Source organism: Pseudomonas sp. XP2 (assembly GCF_053557975.1).
Genome location: NZ_JBNRIK010000001.1, coordinates 492,204 through 515,330, shown reverse-complemented (window position 1 = coordinate 515,330; position 23,127 = coordinate 492,204). Strand labels below are relative to the sequence as shown.

At 58.1% G+C, this 23,127-nt stretch carries 17 protein-coding genes; 5 read left to right on the top strand and 12 right to left on the bottom strand.

All coding sequences use genetic code 11. The features are described from left to right. Positions 1-265: 265 nt before the first annotated feature. The 3 genes from ACK1VC_RS02285 to ACK1VC_RS02275 all read left to right on the top strand — a co-directional run bounded on the left by ACK1VC_RS02285 (position 266) and on the right by ACK1VC_RS02275 (position 3,740). Entirely contained in the window at positions 266-1,246 is a 981-nt protein-coding gene (locus tag ACK1VC_RS02285) for an integrase domain-containing protein (protein ID WP_191087906.1), read from the top strand. Further along, positions 1,243-1,521, top strand: coding sequence for a hypothetical protein (locus ACK1VC_RS02280; RefSeq protein WP_191086998.1), 279 nt, complete (start codon positions 1,243-1,245; stop codon positions 1,519-1,521). The genes ACK1VC_RS02285 and ACK1VC_RS02280 overlap by 4 nt, the downstream gene beginning before the upstream one ends. Positions 1,522-1,772: 251 nt before the next feature. Next, positions 1,773-3,740, top strand: a complete 1,968-nt coding sequence (locus ACK1VC_RS02275; RefSeq protein WP_191086999.1) for an ATP-binding protein — start codon at positions 1,773-1,775, stop codon at positions 3,738-3,740. Positions 3,741-3,893: 153 nt separating this feature from the next. On the opposite strand, the gene ACK1VC_RS02270 is transcribed toward ACK1VC_RS02275, so the two are convergent. The 4 genes from ACK1VC_RS02270 to ACK1VC_RS02255 are packed head-to-tail and all read right to left on the bottom strand — an operon-like array spanning position 3,894 to position 10,843. Then, on the bottom strand, positions 3,894-4,847 hold the full coding sequence (locus ACK1VC_RS02270; RefSeq protein ID WP_191087000.1) for a PD-(D/E)XK motif protein: 954 nt from the start codon (positions 4,845-4,847) through the stop codon (positions 3,894-3,896). Beyond that, a complete protein-coding gene (locus ACK1VC_RS02265) occupies positions 4,840-7,164 on the bottom strand; it encodes a Z1 domain-containing protein (RefSeq protein WP_191087001.1) in 2,325 nt (774 codons plus the stop codon). Before ACK1VC_RS02265 ends, ACK1VC_RS02270 begins: the two co-directional genes overlap by 8 nt. Then, entirely contained in the window at positions 7,164-9,182 is a 2,019-nt protein-coding gene (locus ACK1VC_RS02260; protein WP_224372383.1) for an ATP-binding protein, read from the bottom strand. The genes ACK1VC_RS02265 and ACK1VC_RS02260 overlap by 1 nt, the downstream gene beginning before the upstream one ends. After that, on the bottom strand, positions 9,179-10,843 hold the full coding sequence (locus ACK1VC_RS02255; protein WP_191087002.1) for a DNA cytosine methyltransferase: 1,665 nt from the start codon (positions 10,841-10,843) through the stop codon (positions 9,179-9,181). Before ACK1VC_RS02255 ends, ACK1VC_RS02260 begins: the two co-directional genes overlap by 4 nt. Positions 10,844-11,273: 430 nt before the next feature. Here ACK1VC_RS02255 and ACK1VC_RS02250 point away from each other — a divergent pair, with 430 nt between their 5' ends. Then, a complete protein-coding gene (locus ACK1VC_RS02250; RefSeq protein ID WP_191087003.1) occupies positions 11,274-11,753 on the top strand; it encodes a very short patch repair endonuclease in 480 nt (159 codons plus the stop codon). 339 nt (positions 11,754-12,092) lie between these two features. On the opposite strand, the gene ACK1VC_RS02245 is transcribed toward ACK1VC_RS02250, so the two are convergent. The 7 genes from ACK1VC_RS02245 to ACK1VC_RS02215 form a co-directional block, all read right to left on the bottom strand. Then, on the bottom strand, positions 12,093-13,166 hold the full coding sequence (locus ACK1VC_RS02245; protein ID WP_224372385.1) for an Ldh family oxidoreductase: 1,074 nt from the start codon (positions 13,164-13,166) through the stop codon (positions 12,093-12,095). Between the two features lie 91 nt (positions 13,167-13,257). After that, positions 13,258-14,091: a substrate-binding periplasmic protein gene (locus tag ACK1VC_RS02240; protein WP_016489254.1), complete on the bottom strand. Its 834-nt coding sequence runs from the start codon at positions 14,089-14,091 to the stop codon at positions 13,258-13,260. 58 nt (positions 14,092-14,149) lie between these two features. Then, complete coding sequence (locus ACK1VC_RS02235) at positions 14,150-14,809, bottom strand: amino acid ABC transporter permease (protein WP_191087004.1); 660 nt, start codon at positions 14,807-14,809, stop codon at positions 14,150-14,152. After that, positions 14,806-15,447, bottom strand: coding sequence for an amino acid ABC transporter permease (locus ACK1VC_RS02230; RefSeq protein WP_016489256.1), 642 nt, complete (start codon positions 15,445-15,447; stop codon positions 14,806-14,808). Before ACK1VC_RS02230 ends, ACK1VC_RS02235 begins: the two co-directional genes overlap by 4 nt. Then, positions 15,447-16,256 carry an amino acid ABC transporter ATP-binding protein gene (locus tag ACK1VC_RS02225; protein WP_016489257.1) on the bottom strand — a complete coding sequence of 270 codons (810 nt, stop codon included), beginning with the start codon at positions 16,254-16,256 and terminating at the stop codon, positions 15,447-15,449. Before ACK1VC_RS02225 ends, ACK1VC_RS02230 begins: the two co-directional genes overlap by 1 nt. A gap of 13 nt (positions 16,257-16,269) precedes the next feature. Continuing rightward, the gene (locus ACK1VC_RS02220) at positions 16,270-17,577 is read right to left on the bottom strand and encodes a M24 family metallopeptidase (protein WP_138737610.1); all 1,308 of its coding nucleotides are present in this window, start codon (positions 17,575-17,577) and stop codon (positions 16,270-16,272) included. A 100-nt stretch (positions 17,578-17,677) separates the two neighbouring features. Continuing rightward, the gene (locus tag ACK1VC_RS02215; protein ID WP_191087005.1) at positions 17,678-19,714 is read right to left on the bottom strand and encodes an NADH:flavin oxidoreductase; all 2,037 of its coding nucleotides are present in this window, start codon (positions 19,712-19,714) and stop codon (positions 17,678-17,680) included. A gap of 122 nt (positions 19,715-19,836) precedes the next feature. Between ACK1VC_RS02215 and ACK1VC_RS02210 the strand changes: the two genes are divergently transcribed. Beyond that, complete coding sequence (locus ACK1VC_RS02210; RefSeq protein WP_016489260.1) at positions 19,837-20,484, top strand: TetR/AcrR family transcriptional regulator; 648 nt, start codon at positions 19,837-19,839, stop codon at positions 20,482-20,484. Between the two features lie 96 nt (positions 20,485-20,580). On the opposite strand, the gene ACK1VC_RS02205 is transcribed toward ACK1VC_RS02210, so the two are convergent. Next, positions 20,581-22,974, bottom strand: coding sequence for a TonB-dependent siderophore receptor (locus ACK1VC_RS02205; RefSeq protein ID WP_060518503.1), 2,394 nt, complete (start codon positions 22,972-22,974; stop codon positions 20,581-20,583). Positions 22,975-23,127 lie beyond the last annotated feature (153 nt).

Below are 23,127 nucleotides of genomic sequence, written 5' to 3'. Positions count from 1 at the left end.
CCGGTCATCGCATTGCTGCGTGGACCAGGCTCAGGATCTTCAGGTGCTGTTATAGTCAGCCAGCACTGCCTCCACCCGCCCACCAGTAACGGTGCTCAGGAGGCCAGATCATGAGATGCCCTTGCTCCCGGACGTAAGGAGCCGCCAGTCCTGCGTAGTGGACGCTCCCCACAGGTCGCAGGGGCCTTGATCCCTGATAACACTCAACATTCTTAGCGGGATGACGTGGGGCGAGGATCGGAGAACGGCAGATGAAGTGATCGACATGGCACTGGTGGGTAGACGCGATGGCCGCAATTTCGGTTACGGCAGGCAATTGAGCTACGCAGGGGCACAAGCGCTGAAAGATATGTTCGGCGGAGGCCACTACGGCACGGTCAAGGCACACTGTGATCGGTGGCGGGCATTCGTCAGATGGTGCCGCTCCGAACAAGGGCCCGGTATCAATGATGCGCGGCAGATTGATCGGAAGGTATTGGTGGACTATGCGGCGTACCTGCGCGATGCGGTTGAGTGCGGTAGCCTCGCGATCAGCACCGCACAAAACCGCCTATCCAGCGTTAACAGGACAATGGCGGCGCTGCGCGGTGATCAGTGTGTGAAATTGCCCAGCCCTAGCAAGGCGTTGGGTATGCAACGCACTGGGGTTCGACATTCGGTACCGCAGGGCCAAGACCGCGAACAGGTTAACCAGATCGTCACTGCGCTGTGCAGCCAACATCAGCTACGAGCCGCTGCAATCCTTCTGTTGGCGCGAGCCACCGGCATGCGCTTGCGTGAGTCGATCCTAGCCGACTTGCCACGGCTGAGCCGTGAAGCTAACGGCCTAGGCAGGATCAACATCCAGGATGGCACCAAAGGCGGCCGCGCCGGTGCATCTGCCCCCCGTTGGATTACGGTGGATGAGCATATACGTGACGCACTCAGGTTTGCACAGAAGGTGTCATCTCCGGGTAGCCGCAACCTAATTGCGCCACACGAAAGCTATCTGAATGTTCTGCAAGAAGTCATTCGCCCTGCGCGGACCGTCCTGCATGCACACAATCTCAAAGGCTTCCATGAGCTAAGAGCGGGGTACGCATGTGAGCGCTATGAGCAAATCACCCAGCTCTGCGCACCTATCAACGGCGGCCAATGTTTCCAGGTAGATAGGCACCTAGATCGTGAGGCCCGAAGGCAAATCAGCTATGAGCTGGGGCACGGTCGGATCGATGTGGTCGGGGCCTACATTGGAGGGCGCGTATGAGCAAGCCATTCGATATGGAGGTGTTCTTGGTTGCGATGTTGACGGGGTCGCATGCAACGCGCCAACGTCATTTGAAGCAAGCGAATATCATCCAGGCTGACATCGCAAAGCGCTGGCAGCGAGAAACACCTTGGGCTTGGCAAAGAAAACATTTGGCTTGGTTCCTCGAAAATCGCATGTCCCAACGCAGCGATGCTACGCGAAACTACTACTACTTGCTGACCGTCCGGCTACTCGCTCGTCGTCTAGACAAGTCATGGGTTTTCAACCCCTGACTGAAACTGTCTGCTGTCGCCACCTGGGCTGCCGTTCATGGAGGACATCATGCGACCATAGATAGGTGAGGACGCACCTAAGAAACCAGCTGCATCTCACAATTAGTTCTATAGACGGAGCGAATCCTGATTAATTTTTTTAATAATTGAAGGTCAAGCCCGCTGGTAACGTCCTGCTAATGAAACTTTCAGGGCTCTCAAGCTGGGCTAAGAGACAGAATCCAATCATTTGCTGACCTAAAGGGACTGCTATGAAGCTAGAATCATGGGATCCGCTGACCAGCGGTCAAGATGTGGATGCAGAGATCCTATTTGCTGCGAAGAAGCGTGAAATCAAGAATATTTTAAAGTCCTACGTTGGTATGTATGACTCTTTCTCCGAGCTTATTCAAAATGCGATGGATGCCGTGGACCGCCGCGCAACTGAGCTTGAGGAGCCAGGCTACATCCCCAAGCTTTGGCTGACCATAAATCTTGAGGAAAATTCTTTTTCCATAACTGACAACGGCATTGGATTCAACGAAAAAGAATTTAAATCATTCCTTGCTCCAAATATTTCATTTAAAAATGGCGGGCAAACAAGGGGCAATAAAGGAGTTGGAGCTACCTACATAGGCTATGGCTTCGACTACCTACAGTTTGGCACAAAAGTTTCCGGCCATACATTCCATGGAGAGCTTTTGAAGGGTCGGGACTGGGTAGAAGACTTTCACGGCACGGTTACGCGTCCAATGGTTACATCCGCGGAGATTACTGACCCAGCGTTCGCAGAGGTAACAAGGGGATCTACGTTCAAAATAAAATTTGGAGGATCCAGCACTCGGCCGAAAGATCTATCCTGGTACTCAGCCACTACTGCCGAACAATGGTTGTACCTACTGCTTATTAAGACCCCACTCGGCGCAATAACATTTGCATCAGAAAGCTCAAAGATTAAATTCCAGCTCACAGTCAAAAACAAGCAGGGCGAAGTCTCAGCTCTATCCGAGCAAAGCTGCAGTTATATATATCCACATACAAAATTAAGCGCCAGCGTCAACCTAAAAGATGTACTGGAAGTTCAGAAAAAACTTCAAGCCCAGGGAAAAGACTCATCCAACCTTCCTATGAAATATCTGAAGGCGAATGGAATTTATGAATTCTTTAGCCCTGACAATTTGCTTTCCCTGTTATCACCCAGCGATAAGTTTAACTCTCTAATCGATCAATATCAGATTTCAGCATACGGCTACTTTGCTTATTCTACGTCTATATGGGATCAATTCAATGACGAGCTTGCAAAGCTAAGAAAACAGTACAGAGTCTTAAAAGGTGGCCTACAGCTTGCTAACAATCAGATGATACAGGGTGAATTGATCACAATCCCACTGACCTCTAACATTGGCCACCAGAACCAGTGCCATGTCATTGTTCACTTTGTAGATGCAGATCCAGATTTAGGACGGAAAGGTTTTCAACCTGAACTGAAAGAGGCTGCAGAACATATTTCAGTTGAGATAGTGAAACGTTTCCAGAAATGGCGTCGCCTCCTAAGAATAGATACAGGTGCCAAGAACGATATAACCAGGGAAGGGTCACTTCATGACTGGGTACGGGCGCAAGAAGCCCATGAAATAGAACGACCATTGAGCCTCACAAACAAGAATTTCTTTGCACCCACAAATGAAATCGCAATAACATCCGAGCCTGTATCAGAGCAAGACGTGATTGTACTATTCAATCAGCTAGTTGCTGGCGGAGTTATTCGAGGGATAAAATTATTGGCCACCAGCCAGACCCAGCAGTACGATGGAGTTTTTAAGTTTATTATTAGAGACCCTTTATCCAACCATGAGTATGACAAAGAAAACAACCCACTGGGAGTTCAACAGCTTCAGTACAACAAAGAGTACACGAGCCCTCCAAAAATCCTTGAGTACAAATTCAATATTGATGCGCTAATTCGCGAATTTGAGTCCGAATACAAAAGCGAAAAAGAAATCCATCTGGCCATCGCCTGGGAGTTAGGCTCGGAATGTCACCGCAATTATGATGTCGTTTCGTTATTAGACCTGGACAACTTGCACCTGCGAGACTACCATGGAATTACTCACATTTTAAACTCCTCAACAACTAAATTCTATGTCATCGCTCTAAAAGAGCTAATAGACTATCTGAACTCGGTAGACGGAGTTCAGGAATATCACCGTAAGACTTACAGCGGCGAGCTGTTCGACTAATCTGCCACCTTGAATAGCTTGGGATCGCTGCCAGAATACTAGCTCCGCATGGCTGTCAGCATCCCAAGCTGAAACAAGGATTAGGTTCCATTCATTCCCCACCACATGCTTGGTTGCGGCAAGGGTGACAGTTGCCTGCTGCCCTCGCGCCCATCAGGCGGTTAGAAGAACCTCCTGAACTTCCAATACGTCGAGGGACGGCAGGCTGCCGACGTTGATGCTGTACTTAATGCCGGTCACACCGAGTGGCGGCACGTAGTCATCGGGGAGCCTGGGGAAGTTTCCGGCAACTTCAAAGACATGGACATCGCGGAATGTGAACCGGAGAAGAGCACCTGTCTGTCGTAAGCCCTCGTGCCAGCCGAGTTGTGCCAAGCGTGAGTCGAATACATCTAGAGCATGCCCATCGGACACCAGCTTCTTCCGAATTTCATCGACGCGGTCTGCAAGCGTTTCATCGCCACCCAGACTACGCTCCAGCATAACGCTGACAAACAGGAGGCGCTTGCTGGTGGGCGCTTTCAGCTGATCGAGACGGGATATTTCGTGCTTCGGTTCTGATCGCGTGGTGGTTTTTACTTCAACGTGAACTCCCTGGCCGATGAAATCATGGCGTTCGCCTTCAGGCCCGCTCCAAAGGTGACTGACGCGCGGCCCGATGGTCGGGAGCAGCACATTGGACAGCACCCAGAGCTCGCCGAAAAGGCCGATCTGCTCTGCCGCACTCAGGTCAAGTGCAAGCGGGCGCAAAGCCGCACGCATATCGTCGATGATACGTTCAACCGAAATAGCAGGATCGCGGCCTTCAATGCAAATAGCGTGGATGACCTTATTGGCTACCAGCGTAAGTAGCTCTTCGTGGTGGCTGCGTGCGGACACGTCCAACCAAATCTGTCCGCCCTCCAGGATGCGGACCTGAAGGCTCTGCAGATCCGGCGGTAGTTTTTGCGGGGCGATCTCGATGGCCAGCATCAGGTGCAGACGTCCGTCGTCTGACACTCCTATCAGGGCTGCGTCCAGGTCTTTAGCGGCCTGCTCGTAAATATTCTCGTGTGGAAGGCGCTGCTCTCGCAGACTTGCCCAGCGGTCCTGCGTGATCTCAAACATTGCGTACCCCGCGGTTCACAACAAACCGTTGTTCACCGTCCGTAGTGCGTGGCAGCGACAGTGCTAGGCCCAGCACCGTCTGCGTTGGCGCGCGGAGCGGTTCGGGATCGAGGGGGTAGAGCAGGAGCAGGCCCTGCTGTACGGGTCGGTCCTCGCGCATTGCTCGTGCATTGAAGCCTGAACCAACGCGGTAGTTCTCCGGTCCGCCATACAGGTCGGCACCTTCATGGCGTGGATCGATAAGGATGCCGATCGACTCGTTGGCCTGCAACGAACGCCGAACAAGGCCGAAAGGCCTTCCACCCAAGAGCACCTGTCGTTCTCGATCCGGGTTGGCTACGAACACGGTCCAGTTCGTGAGCTCTCCCTTTTCAGCTCGCTCCAGGATCCAGTCGGCAATCTCCGCGCCCTGAAATGCAATGCTGTTCGGGTGCCCTTCATAACGCCTCAGGAACAGTGCGATATGCTCGGCCGGTACATCGTGTGCTATGGCGCCGCCGTGTGCATCCTGTGTCGGGGGATGCTGTCGCAGCAGGGCGGACGCTAGGTCCACGTTCCGCTCCAGCAGTTCCCGATCCTGCATGGGAAACAGGATCGTCTGCGGGTTCTCGCCAGACCATGATCGCGCATCGTCCATCTGCATCCTGCTCTTGTTCTTACTCGTGAGCAGGAGCTTTGAATGGGCGCGCATCCGGATTGCCATTTGGTCCGGTCTGCGGCCAGCCTTGTTGAGTGCTGTAATGGAGTCCCGCAGGGACTCCTCGACCAGCGCCAGCTCCACGAACCACTGAGCGATGCCTTCGGTGGTCCAGATACGGATCAGATCTTCATAGCCGGCTCTGAAACCATACCAGCGGGCCATCTGCAGCAAAGCATCTGCCAGCGTTGTAGTACGCAGGAAGTATGCAATTGTCAGTCCCTCAAGCGTCAATCCGCGCGACAGCCTATTGCCACCTACCGCAACGAGCTGCCGTCCAGGCTTGGCTTCGTAATCAAGTTCGTCGCCCGTCGTGCTATTGAGCACAACGACCACTAACCGGGCCAAGTTCGTCACTGCCTCTTCCAGTAGAACTTCTACGCTGCAAGGCAGATCTACCTGCCCCAGCCCTGCGAGCGTTGATCGAAACATCTGTTTGAGCACACCGGGCTCGGCGTTCTCATGCCGGAACCAGTTACGAATCTGTTCCTCGATCGCCTCCCCAACGCTCAACTGGTCCTGCTGGAGCCGTGATACGTGCACCAGCATAGTATTCGGCTTACCCATCTGGCCGCGCTGCAGTCTGATGGCGCCAGCAAGCGCGAAGGTCAGGAGGGCATCGGCAAGCGACTGTGGAAGATCGAGCGGTCCGCGAGCAACAATTGCTTCGCTCCTTTTGCGTTGCTTGGGCTTCAAAGCTTTCACATCCGCAGCGTCTACAGGGCGCATTACATCGCGCCCCTGCGAGCTGACGCCGAAGAGCTCTTCCGTTCCCGTGTAGCCGTCCGGCCTCGGAAGCTGCACGACGAAGTCCTTGGGGAACAGGTCTTCGCCGACTTGGCTATCACTAGCGTCTGGGTCCATGAGGATGTTGGCGAACGGTGTAGCCGTGTAGGCGATATATGTGGCCCGCGGAATCTTTCTGAGAATATCGCGAATCAGGGCGTTGGTCAGTGACGGGGCCGTGTTGTCATCAGGTTCGGTGTCGGTGTCGGTGTCGATACTGGGGTCGCGCCGATTTCCGCGTGTATTGATGGAGGCCTGATCGGCTTCGTCATCGATAAGAAGAACCGGTACATCAGCGAGCCGGCCTTCGAGTTTCCCGAACCATTGGTTGAGCCGTTTAAGGATGGGCGTGATCTTCTTCGCAACGATCAGAACGGTACCGGTCGATGCGAATCCGTCGGCCACCTCCGGCTCACGAAAGTCTGATGCCTCATCGGTCAGCGAGATCCAATCTACACCGGTTCCGGTCAGCTCCAGATCCAGGCGTTTCTGCGTCTGGTTTCGCAGTGAATCGTGAATGCCTGAAAGAACGATGATCAGGCGGTAGCCGACATCGGCTGCGCGCGCTGCGACGGCCGTGAAGTTGGCGGTCTTGCCGGACTGAACGTAGCCGACGACCAGACCGCGGCACTGAAACTCTGGACGATCTACCGGTGTGGTCTTCGAGATGATCCGCAGTGACTCTTCTGCGACCGACGCAATCTGGTGCGGCTTCCATTTGGGCTGGGCGCGCAGATAGGCTTCATGCCGAGACCAATTGGTCCAGGTGATTGCATCGGTCCACAAGGCCAGCCTGGGCTTCAGTGTAAGGGGAAGCGGAAGCCGGACTTTCATCAGACCTTGTCCGTCAACTGGTCCGGAACCCCGGCCGATTCTAATGCGCGAAGGAATTCAGACAGAGCCGTCTTGACCTCGGCATCCTTGTCGATGAGCTGCACGAGCGCCACCAGCGTCGGCATCAGCGGGGTGACCTCAACTTCCTCCCCCTTGAACCCGGTCTTGCGTTGCCATGGCTTGTCGCCGCTGCTGACAAGGCGGATTGAAGCTCTGTCCTTCTTTGTAGTCGGGGCCGGAGCAGGTGCGGCCACGGGAGTGCCTCCCGCTGTTGTCGTTGGAGGCAAGAAGCCGCCTGGCGCTGGTGTGCCGGCCGGCAACACAGTCTTGCCGCCACCTTTCGGAGTCGGCGCAGTTTTTTCCTTCTTGTTGTAACGGGAGCGGGCTGCTGAACGAGGGGCCTTCAGCAGGTCTCCAAGGGGCTTGGTGATCGCAAAAGGCAGGCGAATAAGCTGCTTGCTGATATCTACCTGCAGCTGCTCATCTGCCAGCCTGTCGAAGTCGACTGCGACACGAATCAGTTTGGTGTGCTCATCCTTGGCGAATAGATCTTCCCAGCCGCCCCATTTGATGAGGCGGTCAAGTCGATAGAAGTAAAGGCCCTGAGCATCGTTTGCGCGGCCATTCAGAGAGTGGCGCTCTCGTTCGACGCGCTGTTCCAGCGGAGACAGATCCTTGATGTATTCCTCAAACTCTGCCTCATTTGGAGCGACGTACGCACGAACATAGAGGACAGGCGTCTTGTTCGGAGAAGCGCTGGGAAGCTCGATGCGATGCTGGTCGTACTCTCTCGTCAGCGGGTGCCCCATAGGGTTGTTGCCAAGCAGAACGTCATCGTTCAGACGAATGACTACCTTCTCGCGCCCGCGCGCTTTGCCTTCAAGATACCGGTGGAAGACCAACTCGAGGTGCGACTTGATGGCAGCGAGCTCTTGCGCGTAGGGAGAGTCGACTCTACCTCTCGCAGGCTCCATCGAGGGGCGCATCTGCGTAAGCAGCACGGCCGTGCCCGAGTCGCCGATGTCCACTGCCGGAGCGTGCTCGGGAGCTACCGGGTCGCTCAGAAGCTCCCAGCGGCGTGTCTTGGCAAGATGGTCCTTGTCCCAGGTGAGTGTCGTGCTGTCGCTTCCGATAGCTTTCGATACGACCGTCAGTCGATCGGCTTGGGACCAGGCCGCCCCCTTCAGCCCATAGCCGAACTTGCCCAGATCGCCGTCGTCATACTCACGCTGGTGCCCGATCTTCATGGCGTCGCGCAGACCCGATGGAGTCATGCCCGTGCCGTCGTCGCGAATGCACATCCACCGGCCGCCCGTATTGGGATTCGGGAAGGTGATGTCGATTTCCCGAGCGCCATGCGACAGGCTATTGTCCACCAGATCGGCCACGGCGCTGGGCAGGCTGTGACCGGCACGTGCCAGGATTTTGAAGAGACCGAGCGGGTCAGGTGCGGCGTCATCATCGTTGCGGATGTTGTCGTTTTCATTTTGTGACGTCTCGGACACTGTTTCTGCCTCCTTGAATAGCTCCGGGAAGTGATCCGAGAGCACTGCCTGGCAGTGCTGGCCTTCCTCGCCGTACAACGCAATCATTGCGGATTTGCCAAGCTGGGCGCTCTCTCCATGGCTCAGGATAGAAGAGCAGGCTGGGTGGTCTGCCGGGATGACAACCCAGGATGCATTGGCTGGGGTGCTCGAGGCATCAACTACCATCGCGAACAGGACGCCTGGGTCAACGAAACTGTAGAAGGCGCTTTTCGGGCAATCGCCTTCGAATCTCCAATTTTTGTGCTGCCTCTTGAGCCATGAATCGATCTCAACCACGGTGCCTTCGTCATCAAGACGTCGGCAGGTGATTGGAATGATGTCCGGGCTCTCTGCTGAAGGAAAAACCTTGCCTACGACGTCCCAGTCGAAATTTATGGAACGCTGTTTGGCGCGTTCCTTCCCCTGGCGGCGGTACTCATGAAACATGCCGAGTTCAGAATGAGTAAGCAGTCGGAGAATGGTGAACTTCACTTCCTACCCTCTGTCGTCTTGATCTGTGATTGCTCCAAATCGAACAATGCCACGCGCATATCCTGTGTCTCCGGTGCCCCCAGGCACTCCCTCATTCCACGAGCGATTGCATAGGCAAACAGTGGTGGTACGGCGTTGCCAATCTGCTTGAATGCCGGGTTCATCGAACCTTTGAAAACAAAGCCGTCCGGGAATGACTGGAGCCGCGCAGCCTCACGGACGGTGATGGTGCGTGCCTGTTCCGAGTCGAAGTGGATGTGGGAATAAGAGTCCTTGCCGAGGTGCGCCATCAGCGTACGTACCGGGGCATCGGCGCGTAGCTTCCACCACTTGTTCGGAAACTTTCCCGGGTCATACGGGATGCGCCAGGACATGATGTATGCGCTGACGTCTGCGTTTCTAGGATCGGTGGGCAGACCGAGTCTCCTGCGGTCAGCAAGCCAGTCTGCAATTTTCTGCTCTACATAGGCATGCACCTGCGGGTACTCCCAGCCAGGCTGAATCTCGGCGAAGATCTTGTAGTCGCGCGGCAGATACCGGAAAACATGGCCAGTCGTAGACTTGGTCGTAAATCCGTGCCACTCCCGCATCAGGCGCGAATAGGCAGTCGACGGATTTTTCGCTGTGTACTCGACAGGTTCTGATGGGTCTTTCGCCCCGCGACGAATGGCACCCGAGCGAAGCATTTCTTCGGCGTACAGGTGCGGCAGATCTGCCAGCGCATCAGAAGCCGATGTGGCCGCGGGAGAGTCGGGAGCTGGATCGGGAATCCAGCGATGGTGCGCCGAGCCTTCGGCTTTGATAACCCGCCTCGCAGCATTCTTGGAGCTGGTGTAGCCGGATGGAAGAACCACATGGTGCGTTGGCACCGGGAATCTTGGCTTGATGCCGGTCGAACGATGGAAGCCGACCAGAATCATGCGTTCCCGCATCTGCGGAACGCCGTACCAGACGGAATTCAGCAGTGTGTAGGCTACGTCGTAGCCTTCTTCGGCAAGGCTTTTGGAAACGAGCTCGGCAACATTGGTGCCGCCATGATTGAGAATGTCTGGCACGTTCTCCATCAGAAGCGCAACAGGCTTTGTCGCCCGGATGAATGCGACGTAGCGCTCCCACAGGCTGACCCGTCCATCGACCAGGAAGGCTTGGTCTGCGGTCACCTCTTCGCGCAAGCGGGCCTGCTCGCGGAGCTTAGCCCGGCCTACACGGGCGAACGCCTGACAGGGTGGCCCGCCGACGAGGACATCGATCTGACGGTCCGTGGCGCCCTGCAGCCCGAGCTCGCCGAAGACGGTGTCTGCGGTTTCGGTTACCGCGTCGCGCGGGACGTGGTGCGCTTCCTTGTCACCCCCGACCGAGCGCGAGCCGAAGTTGGCTCCGTGCGACTTCGCAGCCCACGGGTCCATTTCGATCGATGCGACCGGTGTAAATCCGGCGGTCAGGAAGCCAAGGGATATGCCGCCACAGCCTGCGAACATGTCCATGTAGCGGATTTCGCCGCCTTCCTGAATACGCTGCAGCTTGCTGCGGATCAACTCGTCGTCCGGGGTCGAGGCGCGGGAATTCTCGCCAGTCGAGGGGGACAGGTCTGCAGCCGGGGTAATGGGCTTTTCGTAGGTATTGCTGGGCTGCGATCTGAGCAGCTCGGTTTGGATGGACATCCGGTATCTCTCATAGGGAACATGCGCCAAGACCAGCTGCACGTAGCGCAGAAGGGCGGCGGCTAAGGCCTGCTCATACCACGCGGCGCAGCCCGGCTTTACGAATCGTCAACCGGGCGCCAAATGTTACATTGTGTCAGAGTGTAATGAAAATACCGCGAGGTGTCGCCTGCGCAGACTGCGTGAACCTTCATATTTAGCCAGCCTCAGCCAGCGAAAGAATGCCCATAACCTCAAGATTTCACGGGCAACGGGGTCTATCTCGACCTAAACGATGATATCCAGTCGCTTGCCATTGCCTGATGGGGCAAAGCCTTCGCCGAGCCCTTCGGACTTGCGAAGAATCCACGATTCGAATTGGCTCACGAAGCAGAAATGTTTTTCCAAGGAGATATCCTGTGACAGGGGCAAGCTCATCTGGGGGTGGTTCATGGACATAGTCAGCAGAGAAGTCAGGTCTCGAATGATGGCGGGCATTCGCGGTAGCGATACATTGCCAGAGATGAAGGTCAGAAAGCTGCTTCATCATCAAGGCTTCAGGTATCGCTTACATCAGCGAAATCTTCCAGGTAAACCCGATATCGTGCTCCCTCGTCATCGTGTCTGCATCTTCGTTCATGGTTGCTTCTGGCACAGACATCCGGGCTGCAGATACGCCACCATCCCAAAGACCCGCGAGGACTTTTGGCAGACGAAATTCGATCAGAACGTGAAACGTGATATCAGGAACCGAGATGAACTGCTCAGGTCAGGCTGGCGAGTGATCGAGCTCTGGGAGTGCGGAATACGCGGACCGGAAGCGGGGATGAACTGGCTTCTGGAAACGATCCCGGACTGTACCCAAAAATACGTCTCTTGGCCCAATTACTCCGACCTGCTCGTCCCCAGTTATCCGCCTACAGTAAACTGAGCTTATCGGCTTCCGGCACTCAATTCCAAGAATTCAAAAAGATTTTTCGATCCAGTCTGGCTCGGGTGGCGCGCAACGATCAAGAGCAACTCTTCACCAGCCATGTCTAGCTTTCTCACAACCATTTGCTTGATAGGTTCAATGCCGACGGTGTAAGGGGCAGAGCTCGAATTACACCGTCCATCGGAATCCAAATCGCGCAGCGTTCCAACTGGTATTCCAAACCAGGGTGCTCATTAATTATTAACCAACAAAAACAGTTAGATACCCCTTTGTTTCAAATTACCCCGGCCCACAAACTGCAACTCACCTACTGCCCAAGCCCCCAGATCCGCTAGGTCAAAGACTTCCCCAAAGTGACCGCTGCTCTTGAGCGCTCTCTACCGCAGCCGGCAGTGGCGAAGGGTGTGACTTACCCCCCCTAAACGCATCGTACACCGCTAACGGCAAGCTGATCCCCTCACGAACCGCACGAGCATAAGCTTGCTCTTTACCCTTCCCCGGCAAGTAAACGCCCAAGGCTTCAAGCCGAGCCATCTGCTCGCCCAACCTTAAAGCAAAGCCCTCGTCCAGCAACCTTGGAGCAATCCCAATCACCAGCATCCCAGCCCCCGGCGATTCGCCACCAGCCCGAAAATCGCCTGCATCCAACGACCAATTAGCCCCCGTCACCCCCGCCGCAAGCACCTCAACCATCAACGCAATGTTAGCCCCCCGCCCCCCCCCAAACGCCAGCAACGTCCCACGCAATGCCTCCCGCGCACTACACGTTTCATTGCCTTGCGCATCAACCGCCCAGCCTGCCGGTATCGCCTCCCCCGCTTCAGCAGCCCGCAACAGGTTCACGTAGGCCGTGGCGCTGCTAGCTTGGTCAATCGCCAATAACCGCCCCGCTGCACTGGCGGCGGCAAATGCGACGGGGTTGGTGGAATACAGCGGCCGACTCTGGCCCGCCACGGTGAGCAGCGGTGAGCCATTGGTAAACGCCAACGCGACCAGCCCCTCGCGCGCCACGCGGCGGGTGTAATAACCCAACTCGCCACAGGTAAAAGCGTTGAACTGCGCAAACAGGGCGATACCCAGTTGGTGCGCATTGCTGCACAGCTGTGGGAAAGCGCGATCGAACCCCAGTTGCGCGATCCCTCGGGCCGCGTCGCAGCGGATCATGGCCGGCGCGACCTGGGTCACGATGGGCTCGGCCGCCGGGGCGATTCGGCCGGTGGCAAAGCCGCTGAGGTAGTCCGGCAAATGGCCGAAACCGAGTTCGTGTTGGCCGTGGGCCTGGGCTGACACCGTGGCATCGGCAAGCGCCGAGGCTACCGCGTGGCTGGCGCCGTGGGCCAGGCAGAGCTGGTGGGCAAAGGCGGTGGCATCGGCCAGAGACAGGCGCTTTTCGGGTTTGTGGTTGTCCATGATGGCTTCGGTGTTCTCGGATTGAAGGTGTGCCGCAGCCTGAGAACCTGCAGGGGGCGGCGTTAGCCGCTCCTGCAGGATTTGATTGCCTTTACTGAATCATCCTTGGCTCACCCACTTTTGCAGCCTCGCGGTCCAGGCCAAACGTGGCGAGGATTTCTGCGATTTCGCCCGAGGCGTGCAAGGCCTGGATGTTCTTGCCCAGCGCCTCGCCCAAGGCTGCGTTGGCCTTGGTGTACGGGAAGGCGCTCTGCCCGGGCTCAAGCGTGGCCTTGACCCGTTGATCGGGCTCGGACACCTTGATGCTCTTGCCGGGGTAGCCGCCCTTCTGCTGCGAAGAAACGGCCACCGCGAAGCTGTCCGCGCCCACCTGGATGCGCCTGGACGCCAAGTCCTGGGCCATGGCCACCGGGTTTGGGTAAAGCACCAGGTTATCGCCAAAGGCCTTCTTCAAATCGTCCACCCACAGGTAGCCCTGCACGGTGCCGATACGCTTGCCATCCAGTTCGGAGATCTTGGTGTAACCCTCATCCGAAATAATGCCCATCACGTCCAGGTACAACGGTGCCGACAAGCCCAATGCCTTGCTGCGCTCTGCCGTGCGATACCAGTCGCCGATACCGACGTCGGCTCGCTTTGCCACCACCGCCTGCACGACGGCGGCAGTGTCCACCACCATTGTTTTGACTTTAAGGCACTCGCGCTCAGCGATGCGCTTGATGATCTCGCCATCCACGCCGCTCAACTGGTTGTTGGGCCCCGGTATCGAGTAGGGCGGGAACACATACGCCGCCACGGTGAGTACACCTGGGGTGATGGTTTCAAACTGGTTCGCGGGGGTGCATTCGGCCAGGGCGTACGGGGCGCCGGCCAAGGTGGAGCACAAGAACATCCAACGGGTAAAACGTTTGAATGAGCGAGTCATGACGTCACCTTTGCATTAAGAGAGCAGCAGCCGAAATCGGCGCGAGTGGCATTTGTTGTTATGGCTGGCTGGGGGCCAGTCTTTTTTCCAGCGCTGCCACGCCCAGGGTCGCCGGGGCACAGACAGCGGCATACATCAAACCGGCCAGTATCAGCACTGGCATGTACTCGAACGTGGAGGAACCAATGGACGATGCCCGGCTGACAATTTCTGGCAGGGCGATGGTGAAACACAGCGACGAGGCCTGGAACATCATGATGGAGAACCCCAGCAGTGATGGCAGCGCCACCCGCAAGGCCTGAGGCAGGACCACAAAGCGCAGTGCGTCGAAGCGGTTGAGGCCGATCACTTCGGCGGCCTCGGTTTGCCCTGCGGCCACCGACTCGATGCCACCGCGGATGATTTCACTGGTGTAGGCCGCCGTGCAGTACGCCATGGCCAGCGCAGCGGCCCAGAACGAGGTAAGGGTCAGGTTGACGCTGGGCAGGCCGAAGTAGAAATACTGCAGCAGGATCAATGCCGGTGCACCACGCCCCAGCTCTACCACTACCAGGGAGGGGTAACGCAACCAGCGGTTCGGCGCCGAAACGCCCAGGGCCAGCAGCAGGCCCAGCACAACGCCCAGGCCCAGGCTCACCGCTGTCACCTGCATCGACAGCACAAAGCCCTTCCACAATTCTGGCAACCATTGCGCCCACATCGTCAGCAGTTCGCTCATCGGGCAATCCTCTGTTTCAACGTGGCCGACAGCCAACGTGAGCACAGGGCCACTGGCACGCTGAGCACCAGGTACACCACCGCCGCCGCGCTGTAGACGCTCAGGCCCTGAAAGGTTTGCTGTGAAACCTGATAAGCCTGAAAGCTGATATCACCCACGCCAATGGTCGAGGCCACGGCCGAATCCTTCAGCAGGCCAATGGCGTAGGTGGCTGAGGTGGGAATGGCGATGCGCACCAACTGCGGCAACACCACATCGAAAAACCGTTGTGGCGCCGACAGGTTAAGCGCGTAGGCGGCTTCGAACTGGCCGGCAGGAATCGCCGCGAACGCACCGCGGTATACCTCGGACATGTGCGCCGCCGTAATCAGCCCCAGGCCAACCACCGCTGCGGTAAACGGCGACAGGCTGACATAGCCGCCACCGATGCCGAAGAAGATGAAAAACAGCCAGACAATCGGGGGGATCGATCGCAGGGTCAGTACCAGCATGGCAGCCAGCACACTCAGTACCTTGACCCTGGACATGCGCAGGGCACAGATCGGAAACCCCAGCACTACGCCCACACAGAATGCCAGCACGGTAACGGCAATGGTCCAGGGTACGCCGTTCAACAGCATCATCAGGATGTCTTGCATCAGCGATTCCTCACGGCCTGGAGAAACTGCACCACCCGTTCATGCTGGGGCTCGCGCATCACCTGCTGGCTTGGCCCGTGCTCGATGATGCGCCCGTCAGCCATCACCACCACCCGGTCAGACACGGTTTCGGCGAAGTGCATCTCGTGGGTTACCACAATCATCGACATGCCTTCGCCGGCCAGCTCTTTCATCACCGCCAGCACCTCCAGGCCCAGCTCGGGGTCCAGCGCCGAGGTCGGCTCATCGAACAGCATCAGCTCAGGGTCCAATGCCAGGGCGCGGGCGATGGCGATGCGTTGCTGCTGGCCACCGGAACAGCGCGCCGGATAATGCTGGGCTTTGTCGGCCAGCCCGACGCGTTCGAGCAGTTGCAAGGAGCGGACGTCGGCGTCTTTGGGGGTGCGGCCCAGGGTGCGGATTTGCGCCAGGCTGACGTTGCGCAGCACTGTCAGGTGCGGGAACAGATTGAACGACTGGAACACCATGCCAATGCGCCGGCGCAACTTGAGCAGCTCGGTACGGGGCAACGCCTTGCCCGCTTCGATGTGCACGCCATCCATGCTGACCCGCCCCTTGGTCGGCGGCTCCAGTTGGTTGATGCAGCGCAGCAAGGTACTTTTGCCCGACCCGCTGGGGCCGATAATGGCCACCACCTCGCCCTTGTTCATTTCAAAACACACGTCGTGCAACACGGGGTAAGGGCCAAACTGTTTATGAATGCCCTCCAGGCGCAAGAACGGTTCGGCGCTGGCCACCGGCCGCGGCGCCAAGGTGGGTGCGGTTTCAATCACGGTCATGCTGCTCATGGTTTTGCTCCAGCTATCGATCGCCGTCGACTAAGGGCGTGCGCGAGAGTTTGATCGGCCCGTTGGCGCTGATCAGCACCTGTTCTTCGAGCTTCACCCCTTCCCCACCGCCTTGCTCACCAATGTAACTTTCCACCGACACCACCATATTTTCCTGGAACAGGCCGTCGTAGCCCCACTCGGCGAAATCCACGGCGTAGGCGACGCTGGGGTACTCGTCCACCAGGCCGACGCCGTGCAGCATCATCATGTAGCGGTTGTGCTCAAAGCGCTTGGGCACCGGCCAGCAGTGTTCGGCAAACTCGCGAAAGGACAGGCCCGGGCGCAGCAGTTCGACGTTGTGGTTGATCTGCTGCGAGGCGATGTCGAGCAAGTCGCGTTGGGCCATGGTTGGCGCCTTGCCGGGGCAGATGAAGCTGCGCGAGATGTCTGAAAGGTAACCGCCGGGTCCGACCATGTCGGTGTCGAAGCAGACCATTTCACCTGCCTTGATGACCTTGTCGGTGGCGTCCTGAAACCACGGATTGGTGCGCGGCCCGGAACTGAGCAAGCGGCTTTCGGCCCACTCGCCGCCGTGCGCGACGTTGGTGCCGTGCATGATGCTCCACAGCTGGTTTTCGGTAACCCCTGGCACCAGGCTTGTGCGCATGCGGGCAATGGCCAGGTCGCACACGCCCATGGACACCCGGTGGCTGGCCACTTCTTCCGCCGACTTGATCAAGCGTGCCTGCTCCATCAAGGGCTGCGCGTCGAACAGCTCAATACCCTGTTGCGTCAGGCGCTGCGCGCCCCAAGGGTCGCAGCGGTCCACCGCCAAGCGGCGGTTGCCGCCACCGTGGCGGGCCATCAGGTCTGCCACCTCCTGTGCCCAGCGCTCGGCTTTTTCCTGCACGCGGGGGCCGGCAAGAAAATACAGCCAGGGAATCGCCGGGCGAATTTCATCGATGGTTTCAACGTGCTCGCTGTTGTGCCGGCTGCTGGTGAACTCGAACAGCACCACCGGGCCGTCGGTGGCCACGAACACATAGCGGCTGGGCGAGTGCATCACCCACAAACCAAGGTTATTGGTGTCGGTGGCATAGCGAATATTGATCGGGTCGGCCAGCAGAATGCCGGCGTAATCCTGGGCGCGCAGTTGCTCGCGAATGCGCTCCAGGCGGTAATGGCGCAAGGCTTTGCGGTCGATGGCGGCATACGCATCGAGTAACGCCGTGTCGACCGGCGCGATGGCATGTTCAGTGACTTTGGCATCGCTGCGAAAGCGCAGGTCGCGTTCGGTTAACGCCGTGAGCAGCTCAATGGAATCAGAACCCGTTTGCATGCAACAACCTCCGCTGAGTCAGACCAACTTTCGGGGCAGTAACTTAAGGTTTCTAAATCGGGTGACGGCTGTCTTTATTGTTGTGGGCAACACACAGTAGCTACAGGTCCTTGACCAGCCGCAGGGCATCGTAGATGGCCGCATGGGTATTGCGCGACGCCACTGCATCACCAATGCGGAACAATTGGAAGCGCCCTTCGGGGTTGCTGACAACGGTTTGCGGCTTGCCGACAATCAGGTCCATGTACTCCACGGCGCCTTCGTTGCTGGCCAGGGGTTTGAGTTCGAAATACAGCTCGTCCAGCGGCCGGGTGCCGTGGTTGACCACCACCTGGTCCACCAGGCGCGTTTTAGTCAGGTCGCTGTAATCGGTGCCGATCGTGGCCAGCAATTGGTCGCCTTGTTTCTCCACCGCCTTGAGCCGGTAGGTGACGGTAAAGGTGGTGTCCAGGTGCTGTAACGCGCGCATGTAGGGCACCAGGTTCATGCCCATGACTTCTGGCGCGAACGAACGGTCGGGGGTCATGATTTCAGTCTTGGCGCCACTGCGGGCTATGAACTCGGCGGCTTGCAGGCCGGCATGGTCGCCCGCATCGTCGTACACCAGCACATTGCGCCCAGGCTTCACATCGCCAGAAATGATGTCCCAGCTTGAAACCAGGTACTGATTGCCGTGTGCCAGCACTTCGGTGTGCGGCATGCCCCCGGTCGCCACGATCACCACGTCGGCATTTTCATCGAGCACAACCGCGGTGTCTGCCCAGGTGTTGAAGTGGAACGTCACGCCAAGGCGCTCGCATTGCGCCATACGCCAATCGATGATGCTGATCATTTCTTTGCGCCGCTCGGACTGCGCGGTCAGGCGAATCTGCCCGCCGGGTTTGTCCGCCAGCTCGTACACCACCACCTCGTGGCCGCGCTCTGCTGCCACACGTGCCGCCTCCAGGCCACCAGGGCCGGCGCCCACAATCACCACTTTGCGCTTGTGCACCGCCTTGGGTATTTCATGGGGCATGGTGGTTTCACGCCCGGTCGCGGCGTTGTGGATGCAGTACGCAGCACCAGCGTTGTAGATGCGGTCCAGGCAATAGTTGGCGCCCACGCATGGGCGGATATCGTCTTCACGGCCTTCGATGATCTTGCGCACGATGTGCGGGTCGGTCATGTGCGCGCGGGTCATGCCGACCATGTCCACCAACCCCGAGGCAATGGCATGACGCGCTGTGGCCACGTCGGGGATCTTCGCTGCATGGAAGGTCGGGAAGCCGGTCAGCGCCCTGATTTCACCGGCAAAGTCCAGGTGCGGCGCATTGCGCATGCCCTGGATCGGGATGATGTCGGTCAGCCCGGCGTCGGTGGCGATATTGCCGCGGATCACATTGAGGAAGTCGATCATGCCACTGTCTTTCAACAGTTGAGAGATCTGCAAGCCCTCCTCTTTTTGCAGCCCACCGGCAAGCACTTCGTCCCCGGTGTAGCGGATGCCGACAATAAAGTCCGGGCCCACGCGTTTGCGAATGGCCGTGAGCACATCGAAGGTGAAGCGCAGGCGGTTTTGCAGCGAGCCGCCGTAAGGCCCTTCCAGTTCATTGGTCAGGGGCGACCAGAACTGGTCCATCAAGTGGCCGTAGGCTTGCAACTCGATGCCGTCCAGGCCGGCGGCCTTCATGCGTTCGGCGGCATCGGCATAGTCGCCAATGATGCGGTCGATGTCCCAATGTTCCAGCTGCTTGGGGAAGGCGCGGTGTGCGGGTTCCTGATTGTGGGAGGGCGACACCACCGGTAGCCAGTCGCCTTTGTCCCAGCGGGTACGCCGGCCCAGGTGAGTAAGCTGGATCATCACCGCCGCGCCATGTTCGTGGCACTCGTCAGTCAGGTCTTTCATCCAGCCGACCACTTCATCCTTGTAGGCCAGAATGTTGTTGAACACGGGCGGGCTGTCACGGGAGATCGCGGCGGAGCCTGCGGTCATGGTCATGGCTACACCGGCTTTGGCACGCTCGACGTGGTAGGCCCGATAGAGCTTTTTCGGCATCCCGTCTTCCGGGTAAGCCGGTTCGTGGGACGTGGTGATGATGCGGTTGCGCAGGGTCAGATGCTTGAGGCGATAAGGCTGAAGTAGCGGATCGTTTTTCATATCGGTCTCGCAAACAGGTCATCAGGCAAGCCGACAATATGCCCCTCTGTACACAGGTGTCAATACTCTTGACGATGGTGTACAGTTGCCACAAACAGCAGATTGAAAAGGGAGAAATGCCCATGAAAGGCGCCACCTCAAAGGCGGAACCCGCAGGCCGAGGCTCACTGGAAAGCTGGCTTAATGCGGCCTATGAAAGCCTGACTGAGTCAGGTGTCGATGCCGTGCGCGTGATGCCGCTGGCAAAAAAACTGAATTTGTCGCGCACCAGCTTCTACTGGTTTTTCGAAGACCGCGATGCCCTGCTCGTAGCCTTGATCGAGCAGTGGAAAAACAAGAACACCTTCAACCTGGTGACCCAGTCCCAGGCCTATGCCGAGTCCATCACCGAGGCGATTCTCAACGTCTTCGACTGCTGGCTGAACAGCGAACTGTTCGACTCGCAATTCGAGTTCGCCATGCGCAGCTGGGCGCTGCAGTCACCAGAAGTGGCGCAGGAAATCGGCCAGGCAGATGCGCAGCGCGTCGAGGCGTTACGGCAGATGTTCGACCGTTTCGGCTTTGAAAACGATGCTGCGATTACCCGCGCCCGGTCGATCTACCTTACGCAAATCGGCTACATCAGCATGAAAACCCGGGAGCCGTTGGCTCAGCGCATGCGCTACATCCCCGAGTACCTGAAGATTTTTACCGGCAGGGAGCCGGAAGCCCGTGAGCTGGAGCGCTTTTATCAGCGCAACGGTTTTAGTAGTGCCGATTTGAGCGCCTGACAAACACCGGGGCCTTTGCAAGCTTCAGGATTTGCGCCCCTGTGGCCACGGGTTTGCCCGTGAACAGGGCGCAACCCGTGCCATCCGCTAGCCGTATTACCAGCTGTAACTCACCTTCGCCGTCACCTCACGCCCCGGGTTGTAATAGTTCGCCGTCCCCGAGCCCACCACATGCTGCTCGTCAAACAGGTTGCTGACATTCAGGGCAAGGTCTGTCCCCTTGGCAATCTTGTAGTTCAAGGCCGCGTCAAACAGCGTGGTGCCGTCGCTTTTCTTGGTGTTGGCAGCATCCATGTAATAACCACCAACGTACCTGGCACCCAGACCAACGCTCACATCAGTGTTGGCAATGTCGTAGTAGCTCCACAGCGAAGCCGTATGCTTCGGCGCCACAGTGAATTCCTTGCCCTTGAGCGAACTGCCGTCATACAGCGCACCGCGCAGCACCTCGGTTTCCATGTAGGAATAGGCACCGATCAGGCTGAGGTTTTGCGTGACTTGCGCCTTGGCTTCCAGGTCCAGGCCACGGGCACGTGACTCGCCCACCGTCTGCTGCTCGATGATGCCACTCGGCAGCACCACGGCGATGGTGACGTTTTCCTGGGTCAGGTCATAAACGGCGGCAGAGAACAACGCATCCATGCCCAGTGGCGAGTACTTCACACCCACTTCGTACTGCCTGCCGGTCTGCGGCGTTACGCCCACCTGCGGCGGCGAAACCGATTCCACCATGCTCACATAAGTGGAGACTTCATCGTTGACGATGTAAGTCAGCGCGCCACGGTAGGACGTTTCAGAGAAGTTGTCGCTTTGCTTGCTCACCCCGCCGACGTACTCCGTGCTGGACAGGTCCATGGAGTCATTACGCACACCCGCTGTAGCGATCAAGCGGTCATGGAAGGACAGGTTCTGCTGCAGGAACACGGCCTTGGTGGTGGCGTCGTTCTTCTTGCGGGTATAGGGCGTGATGCCGCCCGGCACGCCGGTGAACACTGGGTTGGCGATATCGATGGAGGGCGCCAGGCTGTATACGGAGCTCTGCTTGGTGGTGGAGTCGAGGTATTCCACACCCACCAGGGTGCTGCTGTCGATGTGCTCGAACTGGGCATCGTATTGCAGCATCAGGTTACCGTTGAGCTGATCGGCATCGCTGTCAGTTCCGAATACATAGCGCGGCAGGGTGGTACCCACCCGCGAAGCGCTGTCGCTCAGATAGACATAGCCAAAGTCATCGCTCAACTCGCTGTAGCGCAGGTTGCCGCGCAGCGTGAAGCCGTTATCGAAGTCGTGGGTGATGTTGCCGCTCAGGCTGGTGCGCTCGACATCGTGGAAGTTGTAGCCGGGCTCGCCGTAGAAATCGCTGCGGTCGTATTCCTTGTCCAGTGGGTAGCCACCGCTGTTTGGCGAGCTGTTGGTCTTCAGGTAGTCGAGGATCACCGTGGCCGAAGTGAAGTCGGTAGGCGCCCAGGTCAGGCCGCCCATCACGAAGCGGTTGTCGTCCTGCGAATGGTCGTACTCACGGTCGCTGTTCTGCATCTTGGCAGTGAAGCGGCCGGCCAGCGTCTGTTCGTCGTTCAGGGCGTCGCCTACATCGATACCGGTTTCGGCATGGTCATAGGAGCCGTAGGTCACGTAGCCCTGGCCAAATTTTTCGAAGCGCGGCTGTTTGGTCACGAAGTTGACCGAGCCGCCTGGGTCTGCCGGGCCGAACAGGGTGGAGTTGGCGCCGCGCAGAATTTCGATGCGCTCGTAGGCGAACGGGTCTTCGCGCACACCGCGCATCGAGCTCAAGGTCAGGCCGTCACGGTAGGTGGTGGCCTGGAAGCCGCGGATCTGGAAGTAGTCGTTGCGGTCGTCCGAGCCGTAGAAGTCGCTGACCACACCTGGGGTGTATTGCAGCGCCTCTTCAGTAGTGCTGACGCTGCGCTGCTGCATTTCCTTGTTGGTCACCACCGACACGGAGGCTGGCGTGTTGAGGATGCTGGTCGCCACCTTGCCGCCCACCCACAGTTCCTTGGCAACCACCGAGTGGGTGTCATCGTCGGCACTGGCCTTGACCTTGGCATTGATGATGACGGGCGCCAGGCGGTAGTCCTCAGTCGCGCCCAGCTCCAGCGGGCCGGCAGGCTGGGGTTGCGGTACCACCAGGTAGGCAGCCTGGCTTTGCTGCTCGGGCTGCAGGTCGGTCCCCTGCAACAGCCGCGCTAATGCCGACGGGGTATCCAGCGCACCCTGCACCCCTTGGGTATTGCGGTTGGCCACGCTCTGCGCATCGAACGACAGGCTGATACCCGCTTCACGTGCAAAGCGGTCCAGTGCGGGCGCCAGCGGGCCGGCAGGAATGTTCCACTGCTTGAGCGGGGTGTCGTGATCAGCGCTCAAAGGCTGCGCCAGCGACGGCAGTGCGTAGCTGCTGACCATCAAACCGAACAGTGCCGCGTGCAAGGCACGGCTCAGTGGATGGCGCTGTGGAACCGGGGTAGAACTCATTCTCTCGCTCCGTGTAAGAGGGTCGGCGGGGTGGCCTGTAATCCGGCCTTCTCTACAGGCCGGACGAGAATGAGAAATCACCTCATTTATTTTTCAATTCGGGACAAGGCCGTCGTGGCACCTCGCCTGATTCGGTAAAATCCACAAGGTCAA